Source organism: Pseudomonas sp. LF020 (assembly GCF_053456425.1).
Genome location: NZ_JBRFIX010000018.1, coordinates 23052 through 39881 on the forward strand (window position 1 = coordinate 23052; position 16830 = coordinate 39881).

A 16830-nucleotide genomic window follows, 5' to 3' on the forward strand; every position below is an offset into this window, starting at 1 on the left:
AATAGCCAATGATGGGTTCAAGCGAATTTATCCCGCGACCGGAGCCGCACATGTCCCAAGCATTCACCGCCATCGCCACCCTGATCGCCAAACCCGGCCAGCAGGACACCCTCGAAAACGCCCTGCGCGCACTGGTTGAACCGAGTCGCGCCGAAAAAGGCTGCAGCCAGTACGACCTGCACCGCGACCTCGCCGATCCGCTGACTTTCTATGTGATCGAACACTGGGCCAGCGAGGAAATCCTTTCGGCGCACAACGCCAGCGCGCATTTTCAGAACTTCCAGGCCGCCGCCGGCCACTGCATCGAACACTTCCAATTGAAACGCCTGGGCGCCATCGCCTGAGCCCTTCTTCTATTACCGTTATGGAGCAAGTCATGAAAGCCATCGCCTATTACGCCTCCCTGCCGATCAGCGACGAACAATCCCTGCAAGACATCGAACTGCCGGAGCCGGTCGCCGGCCCGCGCGACCTGCTGGTGGAAGTCAAAGCGATCTCGGTCAACCCGGTGGACACCAAGGTACGGCAGAACGTGGCGCCGGAGAACGGCGCGGCGAAAGTGCTGGGCTGGGACGTTGCCGGCGTGGTCAAGGCTGTCGGCAGTGAAGTGACGCTGTTCAAGGCTGGCGACAAAGTGTTCTACGCCGGCTCCATTGCCCGTGCCGGTGGCAACAGCGAACTGCACGTGGTTGATGAGCGCATCGTCGGCCACATGCCCAAGTCCCTGAGTTTCGCCGAAGCTGCCGCTCTGCCGTTGACCGCGATCACCGCGTGGGAGTTGTTGTTCGAACGCCTGCAGATCAGCGAAGGCAAAACCGATGTGGGCCAGAGCCTGCTGATCGTCGGTGCCGCTGGCGGCGTCGGTTCGATCCTCACCCAACTGGCCAGCCAATTGACCGGGCTCAAGGTCATCGGCACCGCGTCCCGTGCGCAGACTCGCGACTGGGTGACCGAGCTGGGTGCCGACCTGGTGATCGACCATAGCCAGCCGTTGAGCGAAGAACTCAAGCGCGCCGGCATCGATCACGTGACCCACGTCGCCAGCCTGACCCAGACCGATCTGCACCTCGATCAACTGGTCGAGGCCCTGGCGCCGCAAGGCAAACTCGCGCTGATCGACGATCCGAAGTCGCTGGACGTGAGCCAGCTCAAGCGCAAGAGCTTGTCGTTGCACTGGGAGTTCATGTACACCCGCTCGCTGTTCGAAACCCCGGACATGATCGAGCAGCACAAACTGCTCAACCGCGTGGCCGAGCTGATTGATGCGGGGACTTTGAAAACTACGCTGGGCGAACATTTCGGCACGATCAATGGGGCGAACCTGCGTCGCGCGCACGAGTTGCTGGAAAGTGGCAAAGCCAAGGGGAAAATTGTTTTAGAAAGTTTCTGAGAATCCGAAGGCCGCAATCAGCGCCAGACCCTTTAAGGGCTGGTGCTGTTTTTTGCCGTCAGTCAGATGCTTGAGCGTTGTCACAAATGCGATCGTATTCAGGTCTACAATCGAAGCCTCTGCGATGCATCTTTTACACAAGGGAGGTCAGCAATGAAGATCCTGATAAAAGAAGTGGCAAAGTCTCAATGGCAGGTTCGTCTGGACCAGCACGCCGTGACCTTTCGCAGTGAAGCCGAAGCCCTCGCCTTCACCCGCACCCTCGAAGCGCGCCTGCACGCGCCCCATCAGTTTCCCGACCCCGGACAGCAACGCGCCGCCGGCTGAAGGTTTCAGGCTTCGGCCTGTGCTTGCGCCAGTGCCCGGGCATTCTGCAAACGCCGGGTGTACATCGCAACGCTCACCACCAGTAATCCGCACAGGCTGATGACCATGGCCATCGGCATGGCGCTGCCGTCGTGCAGAACGCCCACCAGCGAAGCCGCGCCGGACGCCACGCTGAACTGCAGGCAACCCATCAGCGCCGAAGCACTGCCAGCACGCGCGCCCTGACCGTTCATCGCACAGGCCGCTGCGTTAGGTAGGATGCAGCCGAGGCTGGCAATGCACACGAACAACGGAAGCAACAGCGGCCACAAGGCATCGGTGTGCATCGAGCTGACCGCGAGCAAAGTCACACCGGCCAACAGATACACCCAGACCGCCCGCGCCAGCAGGAATGCCGGACCGCGCTTGGCCAACAGCCGCGCATTAACCTGGGCCACCAGAATGAAACCCGCGGCATTGGTGCCGAACAGCCAGCCGAAATGCTCGGCCGGTACGCCGTAGAGCTTGATGAAGACGAACGGTGAACCGGCGATATAGGAAAACATCCCGGCGACGGCGATACCGCCGGTCAGGGCGTGGCCGAGAAACACCCGGTCGCCGAACAACCGGCCGTATTGGCGCAACGCACCGGACAGTGGCTGGCGCGGCACATGGGCCGGCAGACTTTCCGGCAGACCCAGCGCCACAGCCAAGCCCGCCAGCGCACTGAAGCCGGTGAGCACGAGGAAGATCGACTGCCAGCCCGTGGTGTTGACCAGCAGACCGCCGAGCAGCGGCGCGAGGATCGGCGCCAACCCCATCACCAGCATCAACTGCGAGAAGACTTTCGCCGAACCAACCGCATCGCACTTGTCACTGACCACCGCCCGGGAAATCACCATCCCCGCGCAACCGCCCAGCGCCTGAACGAAACGCGCGCCGATCAGCCATTCCAGATTCGGTGCGTAGGCACAGGCCAGCGAGGCCAGGGTGAACAGGCCGACCCCGCCAAGCAACGGCAGGCGCCGCCCAAAACGGTCCGCCACCGGGCCGTAAAGCAACTGCCCGATCGACAGGCCGGCGAAATAGGCCGCCAGGGTCAGCTGCACATGCTTTTCATCAGTGCCAAAGGCCAGCGCCATCGACGGAAACGCGGGCAAATAGAAGTCGATCGCCAGCGGACCGAAGGCGCTCAAGGCACCGAGAATCAGAATGGTACGGAAGTTCATCAGGCATCCAGGTGGGATAGAAGTCGGCAGCCCGACAGTCTAGCCGCGCTGAGACACCTTGAACATTCCGATAGCTCGCTAACTATTAAAAATCAGATGACCTACACCTGAAACCTGTGGCGAGGGAGCTTGCTCCCGCTGGCCTGCGCAGCAGGCCCAGTGTTTTTCAATTGGAAAAAGGGCCGCTTCGCGACCCGACGGGAGCAAGCTCCCTCGCCACAGGGGATTTATCATTATCCGGCGAGTTTTACCGGGTAGCCTTCTTCACTGATCACCTCGATCACCTGCTCGGCACTCAGCGAACTCTCGACGCCGACTTCTTTGGCCCCCAGATCGACCCGCACGCTGGCCGCCGGATCTTTCGCCTGCACCGCGTTGGTAATGGCTTTGACGCAGTGACCGCAGGACATGCCTTGAACGTTGAACACTTGCATGGATGGACTCCTTTGAGTGAGGTTGCCGGCAGTGTCGAGCTTGCCACCATGGCAAGGTCAAGTTCTGCAGAAACCTGCCGGGCTGGCATTCGGCGCCGCGCTCAGCCAAGCTGCGTGCATCAATGACTCAAATTCAGGAGATTCAGCCATGCGCTGGTCAGCTTTCAGCCTGTTTGGCCTGCTCAGCCTCTTTGCCGCCCTGCCCCAGGCCAATGCGACCGGCGAGGACTACGCCGTACTGATCATCTCGCGCGAGCGTCTGGAAGTACCGACTCCCTGCGAGATTGGCGTGTACGTCAATGATGAACTGGCAGCGCGCCTGCTGCAGGAACAGACCACTTCGTTCAACCTGCCCCACGGCACGATTTCCATTCGGCTGAAACAGCTTCCTGGCCAAGTTCCAGGTTGCCAGGCAGGCATGCTCGCGCCGCCCGCGCAGGAGATCTCGCTCAAGGCCGGCGATGTGGTGAAGTACCGGATCGCGGCAAATGCCAAAGGTTTGTACCTGCGACCTGCCGCCCTCGAATACTGAGTCAACCGCCGAAGGCTGCGATCTTTTGCGCTTGACCTTGCCCGCATGGCAAGGTTGATCCTTGTAGACATCTTCTACAGGGAGTAAGACCGATGTCCGATTCCATCACTTTCGATCTGCCGATTGCCGGCATGACCTGCGCCAGTTGCGCCGGGCGTGTCGAGCGGGCGTTGCGCAAAGTCAGCGGCGCCCGTGCCGTCAGCGTCAATCTCGCCACCGAACAGGCCCGCGTCCAGGCGCCCGGCGACAGCTTGCCGGCGTTGATGGAGGCGGTTGAACGCGCCGGTTACAGCGTGCCACAGCAAACCGTGGAACTGAGCATCGACGGCATGACCTGCGCCTCGTGCGTCGGTCGCATCGAGCGCGCCCTGAACAAAGTCCCCGGGGTGAAGAGCGTCAGCGTCAACCTCGCCAACGAACGTGCGCACCTCGAATGGCTCGGTCAGGTCGATATTCAGTCGCTGCTCGATGCTGTGAGCAAGGCCGGTTACTCGGCCAGCGTCTGGCAAGCCGAATATCCGGCCACCGATAACCAGCAACAGCGCCTGCAACATGAGCGCTGGGCGCTGATCTGCGCGATCGTCCTGGCGTTGCCGTTGGTGCTGCCAATGCTGCTGCAACCGTTCGGCATTCACTGGATGCTTCCGGCCTGGGCGCAATTCGCCCTCGCCACCCCGGTGCAATTCATTTTCGGTGCACGTTTTTACGTGGCCGCGTGGAAAGCCGTGCGCGCCGGCGCCGGCAACATGGACTTGCTGGTCGCCCTCGGCACCAGCGCAGGCTATGGCTTGAGCCTGTACGAATGGGCCACCGCCGCCGGGCGCATGCCGCATCTGTATTTCGAAGCCTCAGCCGTGGTGATTGCCTTGGTGCTGCTCGGCAAATACCTGGAAAGCCGCGCCAAACGCCAGACCGCCAGCGCCATCCGCGCCCTCGAAGCCTTGCGCCCGGAGCGGGCGATTCAAGTGATCGACGGTCGCGAACAGGACGTGGCAATCAGTGCCCTGCGCCTCAACGATCTGGTTCTGGTCAAACCTGGCGAACGCTTTCCGGTGGACGGTGAAGTGCTGGAAGGCCAGAGCCACGCTGACGAAGCCTTGATCAGCGGTGAAAGCCTGCCAGTGCCAAAACAGCCGGGCGACACGGTCACCGGCGGCGCGATCAACGGTGAAGGTCGCCTGCTGGTGCGCACCACTGCCCTCGGTGCAGAAAGCGTGCTGGCGCGGATCATCCGTCTGGTGGAGGACGCTCAGGCGGCGAAAGCGCCGATCCAGAAACTGGTGGATAAAGTCAGCCAGGTGTTCGTGCCCACCGTGTTGCTGATCGCTTTGGCGACGCTGATCGGCTGGTGGCTGTACGGCGCGCCCATGGAAACGGCGTTGATCAATGCGGTCGCTGTGCTGGTGATTGCCTGTCCGTGTGCCCTCGGTCTCGCCACGCCGACGGCGATCATGGCTGGCACCGGCGTGGCGGCGCGCCACGGCATTCTGATCAAGGACGCCGAAGCGCTGGAACGTGCCCATGAAGTCGACAACGTGGTCTTCGACAAGACCGGCACGCTGACTTCCGGCACGCCACGCATCGCGCATTTGAGCGCGGTGGATGGCGATGAGAATACGTTGCTGACAACGGCCGGTGCCCTGCAACGCGGCAGCGAACATCCGCTGGCCAAAGCCGTGCTGGACGCGGCCGCCGAGTGTGGCCTGAACGTGCCGGATGTCAGCGACAGCCAGTCCCTGACCGGGCGTGGCATCGCCGGCAATCTTGGCGGTCGGCGTCTGGCGCTGGGCAATCGGCGTTTGCTGGAAGAAAGTGGCCTGAACGCGGGCAATCTCGCCGAATCCGCCGAGGCCTGGGAAAGCGAAGGCCGGACCTTGTCGTGGCTGATCGAGCAAAGTCCTGAACCGCGCGTAATCGGCCTGTTCGCCTTCGGTGACACGCTCAAGCCCGGCGCATTGCAAGCAGTGCAACAACTGACCGCCCGCGATATCCACAGCCATCTGCTGACGGGCGACAACCGTGGCAGCGCGACAGTGGTCGCCGAGGCTTTGGGCATCGAAAACGTGCACGCCGAAGTGCTGCCCGCCGACAAAGCCGCCACCGTCGCCGAACTGAAGAAAACCGGCGTGGTGGCAATGGTCGGCGACGGCATCAACGACGCCCCGGCACTGGCCGCAGCGGACATCGGTATCGCCATGGGTGGCGGCACCGACGTGGCGATGCACGCCGCCGGTATCACCCTGATGCGCGGCGATCCACGGCTGGTACCGGCGGCACTGGAGATCAGCCGCAAGACCTACGCGAAGATCCGCCAGAACCTGTTCTGGGCCTTCGTCTACAACCTGATCGGCATTCCGCTGGCGGCGCTCGGCTTCCTCAACCCGGTGCTGGCCGGCGCGGCGATGGCGCTGTCGAGCGTCAGCGTGGTGAGCAATGCGCTACTGTTGAAAACCTGGAAACCGAAGGATCTGGAGGAACACCGATGAACATCGGCCAAGCGGCCCGGCACAGTGGTCTGAGCGCAAAGATGATCCGCTATTACGAGTCGATCGGCCTGCTCAAGGCGGCCCATCGCACCGACAGCGGCTACCGGGTCTACAGCGATGATGACCTGCACACCCTGGCGTTCATCAAGCGTTCGCGGGACTTGGGGTTTTCTCTGGAGGAGGTCGGCAAGCTGCTGACCCTGTGGCAGGATCGCCAACGTGCCAGTGCCGATGTGAAAGCCCTGGCGCGTCAGCACATTGACGAGCTGAATCAGAAGATCCGCGAACTCGGCGAGTTGCGCGACACCCTGCAGGATCTGGTCGAGCACTGTAATGGCGACCATCGTCCCGACTGTCCGATCCTCAAGGAGCTGGCGTCGGGCTGCTGCGCGCAACCCGCCCGCGCCTGAGCGCCAGCAACCTCACGGTCAACAGCGTACCGAGCGGGATGCCGTGGAACAGCATGACCACGGCACCCGGCGTCCACCATTCGTAGAACGGCGCGGCAATCAGCATGCCGACGCCAAACCCGGTCATTTGCAGCAAGGTCAGGAAACTGAAAATCGGCAGCCGTAAATGCTCAGGCTCACGTTGCAGGCGCGACATCAGGCCGACTTCGGAAACGCCATCACCCAACCCCGCCGGCAGCGAAAACAGCAGCAGGCCGAGCAGGCTGTGCTGCTGGAACATCAGGATAAAGCCGCAGGACATCAACGCCACGCCGAAGAAATACCGTCGCTCCAGATCACGGTTATCCGTGCCTTTGAGGCGACTGGCAATTCGTGCGCCGAGCAGTTTGCCGCTGGCCCACACCGCCAGCATCAGGCCCAGCGTGGTGCTGGCCGAATCGGGTGTCAGCAGTCTGGAGATGATCGGGAACCCTACGTTGTGCGCGGCGCTGCCCAAGGTGTCGGCCATGGTCACGGCGAGCATCGCCGCAATCACCGGGGCACTGCGCAGGCCCTGCTTGAGGGCTGACAATTCGCCGCGTTCGCTGGCCGATTGTTCGCTGACTTCTGCAGCGGCGAAGCGCAACGGCGCAATCAACAGCGCCGCCAGCAGATAGGTCAGTGCGTTGAGCGCGAACACCGTTTCGAAGCCGAATGCCGCCACCAGCAACCCCGAGACCAGACTGCCGCCAACCATCGCCGCCGACGACGCCGAGGTGATCCAGGCGTTGGTTTTCAGTAGCTGCGCCGGGGCGATCAGCCTCGGCAACTGGCTGTTGAGGCCGATGGCGAACATCGAGTTGCCAAAGCCCAGGCCGAAAGCGATTACCGGCAACAGCAACGCCTGCTGGCTCACTGGCAGGATCAACAGCAGACCGAGCAACGTCGCACGCAAAAGATCGAAGACAATCAACGGCATCCGGCCATTCCAGCGCCGGTAGAAGCGCGTACCGATCAGACTGGCAAAAATCCCCCCGCCAACCCGGCTGGCGAGAAAGATCCCGACGCTCATGGCGCTGTTGCTCAGCAGGTAAACGTAAGTCGCCAGCGCGACCATGTTGAGGAAAGCGCCGAAGTCTGAGATCAAACGGGCGGTGATGATCAGGCGGGCGTTCACATTCAATCCTTGAGTGTGCGGGGGCGGACAAGATTCCCATATAACGTCCATAGATACCACCGCCCCCTGTGGGAGCTGGCTTGCCAGCGAAGAGGCCGGTACATCCGATAAAATTTTCAGCTGAACCACCGCTATCGCTGGCAAGCCAGCTCCCACAGTGAGGTGTGGTGACGGAATATACGGGCACAAAAAACCCGGCCGAAGCCGGGTTTCTGTTCAAGCGCTTACTGCATCCACGGTGGCGGCGGTGGTTCGTCGGACTTGCCTTTGGGCTCGTCATCCGCCGCACGGATCGCCTGCTTGCGCTCTTCGTCGAGCCGCGCCGCTTCGATCTCGCGCAATACACCGCCAACATCAGCCAGATCTTCCGGATCGTCGAACTCACCGGTCAGCACGCTGTTGGGATGCAAGGTGCCGGCTTCGTACAACGCCCACATTTCTTTCGCGTAGCGGGTCTGCTTCAGCTCCGGGGCAAAGCGCCCGAAGTACGAAGCCATGTTGCCCACATCGCGCTCGAGCATGCTGAACGCGTGGTTGTTGCCGGCGGCATCCACTGCCTGCGGCAGGTCGATGATTACCGGGCCGGTCGGGGTAAGCAGCACGTTGAACTCCGAGAGGTCACCGTGCACCAGACCGGTACACAACATCAGCACGATCTGCGAGATCAGGAACGCGTGATATTCGCGGGCCTGATCCGGCTCCAGCACCACGTCGTTCAGACGCGGCGCGGCATCGCCATACTCGTCGGCCACCAGCTCCATCAGCAGCACGCCATCGAGAAAGTCGTATGGCTTGGGCACTCGCACACCGGCACCGGCCAGACGGAACAACGCCGCGACTTCGGCGTTCTGCCAGGCGTCTTCGGTCTCCTTGCGACCGAATTTCGAACCCTTGGCCATCGCCCGGGCCTGCCGGCTGTTACGCACCTTGCGGCCTTCCTGATACTCGGCTGCCTGGCGGAAACTGCGTTTGTTCGCCTCCTTGTAAACCTTCGCGCAACGTAACTGGTTACCGCAGCGCACCACATAAACAGCTGCTTCTTTACCACTCATGAGTGGGCGCAGCACTTCGTCGACCAGACCGTCTTCGATCAGGGGTTCAATGCGTTTTGGAGTCTTCATCAGCTTTTATTGTGGGTCCTTTATTACCAAACACGCGAATGTCACTCGTTATACGGCAATCCTCGCGCTACGGGGAGGGGTTGCCGACCTGTGAACCCTCTGGATGCACACACTGTGCCGAAATAATCGAGCTTTGCCGATCATAGCCGAGCCGACCTTGCTTGTAGTTATCGGCTGTCGAGGGCATTTGCGACAGAATCTGACACGCAGCGGTGATGAAAAGATTCAAGGTCAAAGGATCGCAGCCTGCGGCAGCTCCTACATGAAATTGGCGTCGAAGGCTGCGATCTTTTAGCGTTCGATGATTGCGGTGACACCCTGCCCCCCAGCCGCGCAGATCGAGATCAGCCCCCTGCCCTTGCCCGCCGCATCCAGCAGTTTCGCCATGTTCGCGACAATCCGCCCACCGGTCGCGGCAAACGGATGCCCCGCCGCCAGCGAGCTGCCTTTCACATTCAACCGGCTGCGATCGATCGAGCCCAGCGGTGCGTCCAGCCCTAAACGCGTCTTGCAATACTCAGGGTCTTCCCAGGCCTTGAGCGTGCACAGCACCTGGGCGGCGAACGCTTCGTGAATTTCGTAGTAATCGAAGTCCTGCAGGGTCAGCCCATTACGCGCCAGCAAGCGCGGAACCGCATACACCGGCGCCATCAACAGGCCTTCGGCGCCGTTGACGAAATCCACCGCCGCCGCTTCGCCATCGCGCAGATAGGCGAGGATCGGCAAACCACGTTCTTTCGCCCACTCCTCGCTGCCCAGCAGCACCACCGAAGCACCGTCGGTGAGTGGCGTGGAGTTGCCCGCCGTCAGCGTGCCCTTGGCGCTTTTTTCGAAAGCGGGTTTGAGCGTGGCGAGTTTCTCCAGGGTCAGGTCCGGGCGCAGGTTGTTGTCGCGGGTCAGGCCGAGGAACGGTGTCATCAGGTCGTTGTGCCAGCCTTCGCTGTAGGACGCGGCAAGTTTGTGATGGCTTTCGAGGGCCAGTTGATCCTGCTCTTCACGGGGAATATTCCAGGCCTGCGCCATCAGTTCGCAGTGCTGGCCCATCGACAGGCCGGTGCGCGGTTCGCCATTACGCGGAAACTCCGGGATCAGGTGCCGTGGGCGCAGTTGCAGAAAAGTTTTCAGCTTGTCGCCGGTGGTCTTGGCGCGGTTGGCCTGCAGAAGGATTTTGCGCAAGCCTTCGCTGACGCTGATCGGCGCGTCCGACGTGGTGTCGACACCACCGGCAATACCGCAATCGATCTGGCCGAGGGCGATTTTGTTGGCCACCAGCAGCGCCGCTTCCAGCCCGGTTCCGCAGGCTTGCTGGATGTCATAGGCCGGGGTGGCCGGTGACAGCCGCGAGCCGAGCACGCACTCGCGGGTCAGGTTCATATCCCGTGACAATTTAAGCACCGCCCCCGCCACCACTTCGCCGATGCGCAGGCCGTGCAGGTTGTAGCGTTCGATCAGGCCTTCGAGGGCAGCAGTGAGCATCACCTGATTGCTGGCAGTGGCGTACGGCCCGTTGGAGCGGGCGAAAGGAATACGGTTACCGCCGATGATGGCGACGCGGCGCAGCTGACTCATGAAAAGCTCCTTGTTGATCCGAATTCATGGAATCCCTGTGGGAGCTGGCTTGCCAGCGATGGGGCCGGCACATCCAGCATTTCCAGTGACTGACACTGCGCCATCGCTGGCAAGCCAGCTCCCACAGGGACGGTGGTCTACTCTGCTGTTCTAGCGTAGGCCTTATTGCGTGGATCGAACGATTGATTGCCGTTGGTAGTCCACACTTTGAACCCCAACTTTTGGAGAGCGTTCCATGTCTGACCGCTATATCGACTTCGCCAACTCATCCATCGGCCACCGTCTGGTCGGGGCTTTGGGCCTGCCGTCGCCGGTGCGGCTGGAACGCTGGCAGGCCGGGCGCCTGCGGCCGGTGGACGGTGCGCTGCTGATCGGCGGCGGGCCGCTGGCCGAGCGGATCAACGCGTTCGCCAACCGCCTGACCGATGCGATCTACAGTTACGGCAGCGAACCGTCGCTGGCCACCGCGTGGATTCCCGGGCACGGGCCGAAACTCAAGGCCGTGGTGTTCGATGCCAGCGATCTGCAGCACACCGACCAGCTCAAACAGCTGCGTGAGTTCTTCCAGCCGTTGATGAAAAATCTCGACAGCAGCGCGCACCTGGTGATCCTCGGCCGCGCCCCGGAAACCTTGCGCGATCCGTTTGCGTCCAGCGCACAGCGGGCACTCGAAGGCTTTTCGCGCTCGCTGGCCAAAGAGCTGCGCAGCGGCGGCACGCTGCAAGTGATCTATGTCGGTGAGGGCGCCGAAGATCAGCTTGAGGGGCCGCTGCGGTTTTTCCTCTCGCCGAAAAGCGCCTTTGTCTCCGGGCAGGTGATTCGCCTCACCGCGTGCGCCACACCGGTCACCGACTGGACCCGGCCATTGGCCGGACGCAAAGCGCTGGTTACCGGCGCGGCACGCGGGATCGGCGCCTCGATTGCCGAGACTCTCGCCCGCGACGGAGCGGAAGTGATTTTGCTCGACGTACCACCGGCCAAGACTGATCTGGAAGCCCTCGCCGCGCGCCTCGGCGGACGGGCGATCACCCTCGACATCTGCGCCGAAGACGCCGCTGCGCAATTGGTCGAACAATTGCCGGACGGCCTCGACATTCTGGTGCACAACGCCGGGATCACCCGCGACAAGACCCTGGCCAACATGACCCCGGAATTCTGGGACGCGGTGCTGGCGGTCAACCTCAATGCTCCGCAAGTGCTGACCAAGGCCCTGCTCGACAGCGGCACCCTGCACGACAATGCGCGGGTGATTCTGCTGGCCTCGATCAGCGGCATCGCCGGCAATCGCGGACAGACCAATTACGCCGCAAGCAAGGCCGGGCTGATCGGCCTGGCGCAGGCCTGGGCGCCGACGCTGCACGAACGCGGCATCAGCATCAACGCCGTGGCCCCGGGCTTCATCGAAACCCAGATGACCGCGCACATCCCGTTCGGCCTGCGTGAGGCCGGGCGGCGCATGAGTTCGCTGGGCCAGGGCGGTTTGCCGCAAGACGTCGCCGAAGCCGTCGCGTGGTTGGCGCAACCGGGCACCGGCGCTTTTACCGGCCAGGCATTGCGGGTCTGTGGACAAAGTGTGCTGGGGGCATAGGCATGAGCATTGAATGGCACACCCTCGACCGTGAACCGAGCCTGTCCGCCCTGTACGCGCGGGCCGCGACCCGGCGCAAGATCACCGGTACCCGACTGCCCGACAGCGGTTTGCGCTGCTGGGTCGATGTCGACGGCCAGAAACTGGCGGCGTATCGCAAGGTCTGCGGCTTTGCCGATGACGGCCTGCTGCCGCCGACTTATCCACACATCCTCGCGTTCGCCCTGCAGATGCAATTGCTCACGGCCAAGGAATTTCCGTTCCCGCTGCTGGGGCTGATTCATCTGAGCAACCGCATACGCGTATTGCGACCGATGGGCGGGATCAGTCGAGCGCAAGTCAGTGTTCGCGTGCACAACCTGCAGCCGCATCCCAAAGGTGCGACCTTCGACGTACTGACCACTCTGGACGATCAACTCGGACCACTGTGGGAGGCCGAAAGCCAGATGCTCTGTCGCGGGGTGAAACTCGATGGCGAACCTGTCGAGCAACACTGGGAGCCGTCCCAGGTGTTGACGCAAGTGGCGCAATGGAAAGCCCCGGGCGATATCGGTCGGCAATACGCCAAAGTCTCGGGCGACTACAACCCGATTCACCTGAGCGCCGCCAGTGCCAAGCTGTTCGGTTTCCCCACGGCGATTGCTCACGGCTTGTGGAACAAGGCCAGAACCCTCGCGGCACTGGCTGATCATCTACCCAAGGCCAACCTTGAAATCGCCGTGCACTTTCGCAAACCGGTGCGCTTGCCCAGTGAGGTTTCATTGCTGGCGAGTGTGCCGGGATCCAGCGGCGAGTTGCGCCTGATCGGCCACGGCGATCTGGAACACATGGTCGGGCAATGGCAACCGATTGCCTGATCCTCACCCCCGGGCAAGCCTGTAAATTGTGTATATATCACTTAAGTTTTTCCACGCTTGGCGCCGCACTCTGAAAAACCCCAGGCCTTGATTTTCAAGGCCTTTTTTTATGCGTCTATATCCTGGGTATTAGTCCTTAGGCACGGCGCGGCGCCTTATATATAAAGGCGTTAATACCAACTTGAGAATGGTCGAAACCTGCGGCGCGATTGAGATTGACACCACGGACGAGGCATTACCGGCGACAGATCGGTGAGCCATCGAAAACGACGAATGTTGTTACAGGTGCAAGGAATCTCAATCATGAAAACTCAAGTGTGGTGCAAATCGGCAACAGCTCTGGCATTGATCCTCTCCCTTGGCCTCGCTGGCTGCAGCAGCGGCGGTGGCGGCCATCACAGCAGCTCCGGCAGCTCTTCGCCAGACAGCGCGACGTCGGGCACCGGCGGCACTAGTGGTACTGGCGGTAGCAGTGGCACTGGCGGTATTGGCAGCACCGGCGGCACTGGCAGCACCGGCGGCACCGATACCGCAGGCACAGGTGGTACCGGCGGCACCGGCGGTACTGGCGGTACTGGCGGTACGGGTACAACCAACCCGACCGATCCGACCAACCCAACCAATCCGACCGACCCTACGGGTCCAACCAACCCGACCAACCCGACCACCACTCCGCTGGTCACCACCACCCTGGTGCAGGATGTCGGCAAAACCGTCGCAGACGTCGGTGATGGCGTCGGCCAGGTCGGCGATTCGCTGAGCACCGTACCGGTCGTCGGTGGCGTCGTGCAAAGCGCGGCCAACACCACTGGCAACGTGGTCAGTACCCTCGGCAATGGCGTGGCCAACGGCATTGGCAAACTGGGCACCGTCGACAACGGTCTGGGCGTCACCGCATCCTCGGTGGGCGGCGTGGTCAGCGATGTCGGCAACGGTGTATCGGACCTGAGCGGCAAACTGGCGACCGCCACCGGCAGCGTTCCGGTTGTCGGCGGCGTGGTCACCAAAGTCGCCCCGGTACTCGACGGCGTCGGTGAAAAAGTCACCATGCTCGGCGACACCCTGAGCCTGGCCACCACCACCGGCCCACTCGGTTCAGTGACCAAAAGTGTCGGCAACGGTCTGGTGCCCGTGATTGCGATGGTTGAAAGCACCACCGACAAAGTCGGCGCTGCGACCGGCCTCGGCGCTCCGCTCAATGGCGTACTCGGCCAGGTCGGTGGCGCCGTCAAAGGCGTGGGCGGTCAGGTAACCGGTGCTGGCGGCGGCAACGCCTTGACCAACACCGTTGGCGGCGCGTTGACCAACGTCGGCACCGCGGTTGGCAAAGCCGGCGGGCTGGTGGATAACGGCACCAGCACCGGTGGTGGATTGGGCGGCGGTCTCGGCGGCGGCCTGGGCGGTACCGGCTTGCTGCAAACGGTTGGCGGCGCCGTGGTCAACGTCGGCTCCGGGCTGAACGCTGGCAGCACCAACGGCGTGGTCAGTGCCGGCGGCGTCACGGCTGGCGGACTGGGCAATACCGTCGCCTCGCTCAACACCGTACTCGGCGGCTCGGGTACTCCGATCACCGCCACTACCTCGCCACTGGCCAGCGTCGGCGCCACCGTCGGTGCCGGGCTTAATCCGGTCACCAGTGCAGTCACCAGCGTCACCCAACAAGTTGGCGCAGCGACAGGCCTGGGCGCACCGGTCGCCGGTCTCACCGGCCAGGTCGGCGGCGCAGTCAGCACCGTTGGCGCCACCATCGCGTCCACCAACAACCCGGTCACTACCGCCGTCGGCGGTGTGGTCAGCAACGTCGGCGCAACCGTTGGTGCAGTCGGCGGCCTGCTCAACGGCGGCACCAGTACCGGCGGCACCGCCACCGGTGGCACCGCAACCGGTGGCCTGGGTGGTGTACTCGGTGGCCTGACCGGCGCTCTTGGAGGCAACAAACGCTAAATTGCACCTGGCCGATTCGACGGCCTCACCTACAGCGCCTACGCTTGGTTGAGGGCGGAAGATTCCCACGAGTCTTCCGCTTTTTTCTTAGGAAAAATTTAACTCAGCGCTGTGATCTGACCATGGAGTGTCCTATGCGCGTAATGGCATCCCTGCTGTTCCTCAGTATCAGTTCCGCCGCCCTCGCCGACACCCTGCCCAGCTTTCTCAACAGCAACGAAACCACCCGCAACCTGCCCGTGCCAAACCTGCCGGCAGATGCCTATCGCCCCGCGGCCACGCCTCTGCAAGTCCCCGACCCCGGCGCGGCCACGGCGCAGCCGCTGTTGATGGACACCAAAATCAATCTGAAAACCGTGCAGATCGAAGGCGGCACGATCTACCCGCTCAACGAACTGGCCGAAGTCTACAAACCTCTCATCGGCCACCAGATCAGCCTGGCCGAGCTGATCGAAGCCACCCGCGACATCACCCGTCGTTACCAGAAGGACGGCTATCTGCTGTCCTATGCCTTCCTGCCGCAACAGCGTTTCGACGATGGCGTGGCCCGGGTCGTGCTGGTGGAAGGTTATGTGCGCGACGTGCAGGTGCAAGGCGATGTCGGCCGGGTCAAAGGCCTGCTCGACGAGCTGGCGGCAAAAATCCAGGCCGAACGCCCGCTGACCCGCAAAACCTTCGAACGCTACACCACCCTGATGACCCGCATTCCCGGGGTGACCCTCCAGGCGCAAGTGCCGCCGCCCGGCACCACCGACGGCGCAACAACACTGGTGGCCCAGGCCAGTCGCAAACCGTTCACCAGCACCATGAGCACCACTGAAGACAACCGCAATGGCACCCAGGCTTTGCTGGGGGTCAGCAGTAATTCGCAGACCGCCATGGGCGAACAGTTGACCCTCAGCGGACTGTTTCCGCCGGGGGACGATCATGAGCATTACTACCGTGTGGACTACAACCAGTTCCTCAACAGCGAAGGCACGCAACTGAGCCTGTTCGCCTCACGCTATCGCGCGGATCCGGGCACCAATGTGCTGACCAGCGACGGCTTTGAACTCAAACCGCACAAGGAAGATGACCGCTACTCGATCGGCGTCAGCCACCCGTTCATTGCCGCCTCCAACGAGCTGCTTAACGCGGGAGCGCGGCTCTATGCAGTGGATGACAAAAACCGCTACAACGTGGTCGGCTACCCGATCAGCATCGAAGAGCGCACCAACGTGCGCGCCCTCGCGTTCGAAGGCGACTGGCGCAAGACCGATGCCCGGCAGCTGCGGATTCTCAGTGGTGGCGTGTATCAGGGCCTCGACAGCATGGGCGCGCATTCCAACAACGCGGCGCTGGACCTGAACTTCCTGCGCCTGCGCCTCTCCGGCGTACAGAGCGACAAGTTCTTCGACAACTGGCAGGGCGTACTGTCGGCCGCGTTGTACTGGAGCGACGACACCCTGCCCGACAGCGAGCGCGCGGTATTTGGCGGGCAGAATTTCGGCCGTGGTTACCCGGACGATCAGGCGTCGGGCGACAAGGGCTGGGGCGCGGCTTACGAGGTCAACTACAGCTTCAATCGCGACGGCAACTGGGTGCGCATCCTGCAACCCTACGTGGTGCTGGACCGTTCGAAAACCTGGTTCAACAAGCTGGCGGTGCAGAGCAATGACCTGTCATCGGCAGCCGTAGGCCTGCGTTTTGGCGATGCCAAGTACTACAACATTGCGTTGGAGGCCGCCAAGCCGATGTCGGATGAAGCGCTGGATACGTTCAATCGGCGGGCGCGTTACAGCATCAGTTTCAGCTATCAGTTGTAGGCC

Annotated in this window: 15 protein-coding genes; 10 read left to right on the forward strand and 5 right to left on the reverse strand. The window is 62.4% G+C overall.

The features are described 5' to 3' along the window. The first annotated feature begins 50 nt into the window (after nucleotides 1-50). The 3 genes from ACU680_RS26650 (at nucleotide 51) to ACU680_RS26660 (ending at nucleotide 1717) form a co-directional block, all read left to right on the forward strand. Nucleotides 51-344 carry a putative quinol monooxygenase gene (locus ACU680_RS26650; RefSeq protein ID WP_448180982.1) on the forward strand — a complete coding sequence of 98 codons (294 nt, stop codon included), beginning with the start codon at nucleotides 51-53 and terminating at the stop codon, nucleotides 342-344. 32 nt (nucleotides 345-376) lie between these two features. Then, nucleotides 377-1390: a zinc-binding alcohol dehydrogenase family protein gene (locus ACU680_RS26655; RefSeq protein WP_448180983.1), complete on the forward strand. Its 1014-nt coding sequence runs from the start codon at nucleotides 377-379 to the stop codon at nucleotides 1388-1390. Between the two features lie 153 nt (nucleotides 1391-1543). Then, nucleotides 1544-1717: a hypothetical protein gene (locus tag ACU680_RS26660; RefSeq protein ID WP_007962962.1), complete on the forward strand. Its 174-nt coding sequence runs from the start codon at nucleotides 1544-1546 to the stop codon at nucleotides 1715-1717. 5 nt (nucleotides 1718-1722) lie between these two features. Here the strand turns inward: ACU680_RS26660 and ACU680_RS26665 are convergent, their stop codons facing one another. Next, nucleotides 1723-2925, reverse strand: coding sequence for a multidrug effflux MFS transporter (locus ACU680_RS26665; protein ID WP_007962963.1), 1203 nt, complete (start codon nucleotides 2923-2925; stop codon nucleotides 1723-1725). A 233-nt stretch (nucleotides 2926-3158) separates the two neighbouring features. Then, nucleotides 3159-3359, reverse strand: coding sequence for a heavy-metal-associated domain-containing protein (locus ACU680_RS26670; protein ID WP_007962964.1), 201 nt, complete (start codon nucleotides 3357-3359; stop codon nucleotides 3159-3161). Nucleotides 3360-3507: 148 nt separating this feature from the next. On the opposite strand from ACU680_RS26670, the gene ACU680_RS26675 reads away from it, so the two are divergent. The 3 genes from ACU680_RS26675 (at nucleotide 3508) to cueR (ending at nucleotide 6787) form a co-directional block, all read left to right on the forward strand. After that, on the forward strand, nucleotides 3508-3891 hold the full coding sequence (locus tag ACU680_RS26675) for a hypothetical protein (RefSeq protein WP_262142923.1): 384 nt from the start codon (nucleotides 3508-3510) through the stop codon (nucleotides 3889-3891). Between the two features lie 92 nt (nucleotides 3892-3983). Further along, complete coding sequence (locus tag ACU680_RS26680) at nucleotides 3984-6377, forward strand: heavy metal translocating P-type ATPase (protein WP_448180984.1); 2394 nt, start codon at nucleotides 3984-3986, stop codon at nucleotides 6375-6377. After that, nucleotides 6374-6787, forward strand: a complete 414-nt coding sequence (gene cueR, locus ACU680_RS26685; protein ID WP_007962968.1) for a Cu(I)-responsive transcriptional regulator — start codon at nucleotides 6374-6376, stop codon at nucleotides 6785-6787. The genes ACU680_RS26680 and cueR overlap by 4 nt, the downstream gene beginning before the upstream one ends. Here cueR and ACU680_RS26690 read toward each other — a convergent pair. From ACU680_RS26690 to ACU680_RS26700, 3 genes are all read right to left on the reverse strand, one after another. Beyond that, nucleotides 6741-7994, reverse strand: a complete 1254-nt coding sequence (locus ACU680_RS26690; protein ID WP_448180985.1) for an MFS transporter — start codon at nucleotides 7992-7994, stop codon at nucleotides 6741-6743. The genes cueR and ACU680_RS26690 overlap by 47 nt on opposite strands. 173 nt (nucleotides 7995-8167) lie before the next feature. Next, nucleotides 8168-9064, reverse strand: a complete 897-nt coding sequence (locus ACU680_RS26695; protein WP_003221347.1) for a PA4780 family RIO1-like protein kinase — start codon at nucleotides 9062-9064, stop codon at nucleotides 8168-8170. A 291-nt stretch (nucleotides 9065-9355) separates the two neighbouring features. Next, entirely contained in the window at nucleotides 9356-10633 is a 1278-nt protein-coding gene (locus tag ACU680_RS26700; RefSeq protein ID WP_448180986.1) for an acetyl-CoA C-acetyltransferase, read from the reverse strand. 235 nt (nucleotides 10634-10868) lie between these two features. Here ACU680_RS26700 and ACU680_RS26705 point away from each other — a divergent pair, with 235 nt between their 5' ends. From ACU680_RS26705 to ACU680_RS26720, 4 genes are all read left to right on the forward strand, one after another. Beyond that, nucleotides 10869-12221 (forward strand): 3-oxoacyl-ACP reductase, encoded by a 1353-nt coding sequence (locus ACU680_RS26705; RefSeq protein ID WP_448180987.1) that lies wholly within the window; start codon nucleotides 10869-10871, stop codon nucleotides 12219-12221. Between the two features lie 2 nt (nucleotides 12222-12223). Continuing rightward, nucleotides 12224-13078, forward strand: a complete 855-nt coding sequence (locus ACU680_RS26710) for a MaoC family dehydratase (protein ID WP_448180988.1) — start codon at nucleotides 12224-12226, stop codon at nucleotides 13076-13078. Between the two features lie 303 nt (nucleotides 13079-13381). Then, on the forward strand, nucleotides 13382-15022 hold the full coding sequence (locus ACU680_RS26715) for a collagen-like triple helix repeat-containing protein (protein ID WP_448180989.1): 1641 nt from the start codon (nucleotides 13382-13384) through the stop codon (nucleotides 15020-15022). A gap of 134 nt (nucleotides 15023-15156) precedes the next feature. After that, nucleotides 15157-16827 carry a ShlB/FhaC/HecB family hemolysin secretion/activation protein gene (locus tag ACU680_RS26720; protein ID WP_448180990.1) on the forward strand — a complete coding sequence of 557 codons (1671 nt, stop codon included), beginning with the start codon at nucleotides 15157-15159 and terminating at the stop codon, nucleotides 16825-16827. The last annotated feature ends 3 nt before the right edge of the window (nucleotides 16828-16830 follow it).

Bases quoted from the DNA above. Each gene is read 5' to 3' on its own strand.
- ACU680_RS26650 (WP_448180982.1), top strand. From the start codon at position 51: ATGTCCCAAGCATTCACCGCCATCGCCACCCTGATCGCCAAACCCGGC.
- ACU680_RS26655 (WP_448180983.1), top strand. From the start codon at position 377: ATGAAAGCCATCGCCTATTACGCCTCCCTGCCGATCAGCGACGAACAA.
- ACU680_RS26660 (WP_007962962.1), top strand. From the start codon at position 1,544: ATGAAGATCCTGATAAAAGAAGTGGCAAAGTCTCAATGGCAGGTTCGT.
- ACU680_RS26665 (WP_007962963.1), bottom strand. From the start codon at position 2,925: ATGAACTTCCGTACCATTCTGATTCTCGGTGCCTTGAGCGCCTTCGGT.
- ACU680_RS26670 (WP_007962964.1), bottom strand. From the start codon at position 3,359: ATGCAAGTGTTCAACGTTCAAGGCATGTCCTGCGGTCACTGCGTCAAA.
- ACU680_RS26675 (WP_262142923.1), top strand. From the start codon at position 3,508: ATGCGCTGGTCAGCTTTCAGCCTGTTTGGCCTGCTCAGCCTCTTTGCC.
- ACU680_RS26680 (WP_448180984.1), top strand. From the start codon at position 3,984: ATGTCCGATTCCATCACTTTCGATCTGCCGATTGCCGGCATGACCTGC.
- cueR (WP_007962968.1), top strand. From the start codon at position 6,374: ATGAACATCGGCCAAGCGGCCCGGCACAGTGGTCTGAGCGCAAAGATG.
- ACU680_RS26690 (WP_448180985.1), bottom strand. From the start codon at position 7,994: ATGGACGTTATATGGGAATCTTGTCCGCCCCCGCACACTCAAGGATTG.
- ACU680_RS26695 (WP_003221347.1), bottom strand. From the start codon at position 9,064: ATGAAGACTCCAAAACGCATTGAACCCCTGATCGAAGACGGTCTGGTC.
- ACU680_RS26700 (WP_448180986.1), bottom strand. From the start codon at position 10,633: ATGAGTCAGCTGCGCCGCGTCGCCATCATCGGCGGTAACCGTATTCCT.
- ACU680_RS26705 (WP_448180987.1), top strand. From the start codon at position 10,869: ATGTCTGACCGCTATATCGACTTCGCCAACTCATCCATCGGCCACCGT.
- ACU680_RS26710 (WP_448180988.1), top strand. From the start codon at position 12,224: ATGAGCATTGAATGGCACACCCTCGACCGTGAACCGAGCCTGTCCGCC.
- ACU680_RS26715 (WP_448180989.1), top strand. From the start codon at position 13,382: ATGAAAACTCAAGTGTGGTGCAAATCGGCAACAGCTCTGGCATTGATC.
- ACU680_RS26720 (WP_448180990.1), top strand. From the start codon at position 15,157: ATGCGCGTAATGGCATCCCTGCTGTTCCTCAGTATCAGTTCCGCCGCC.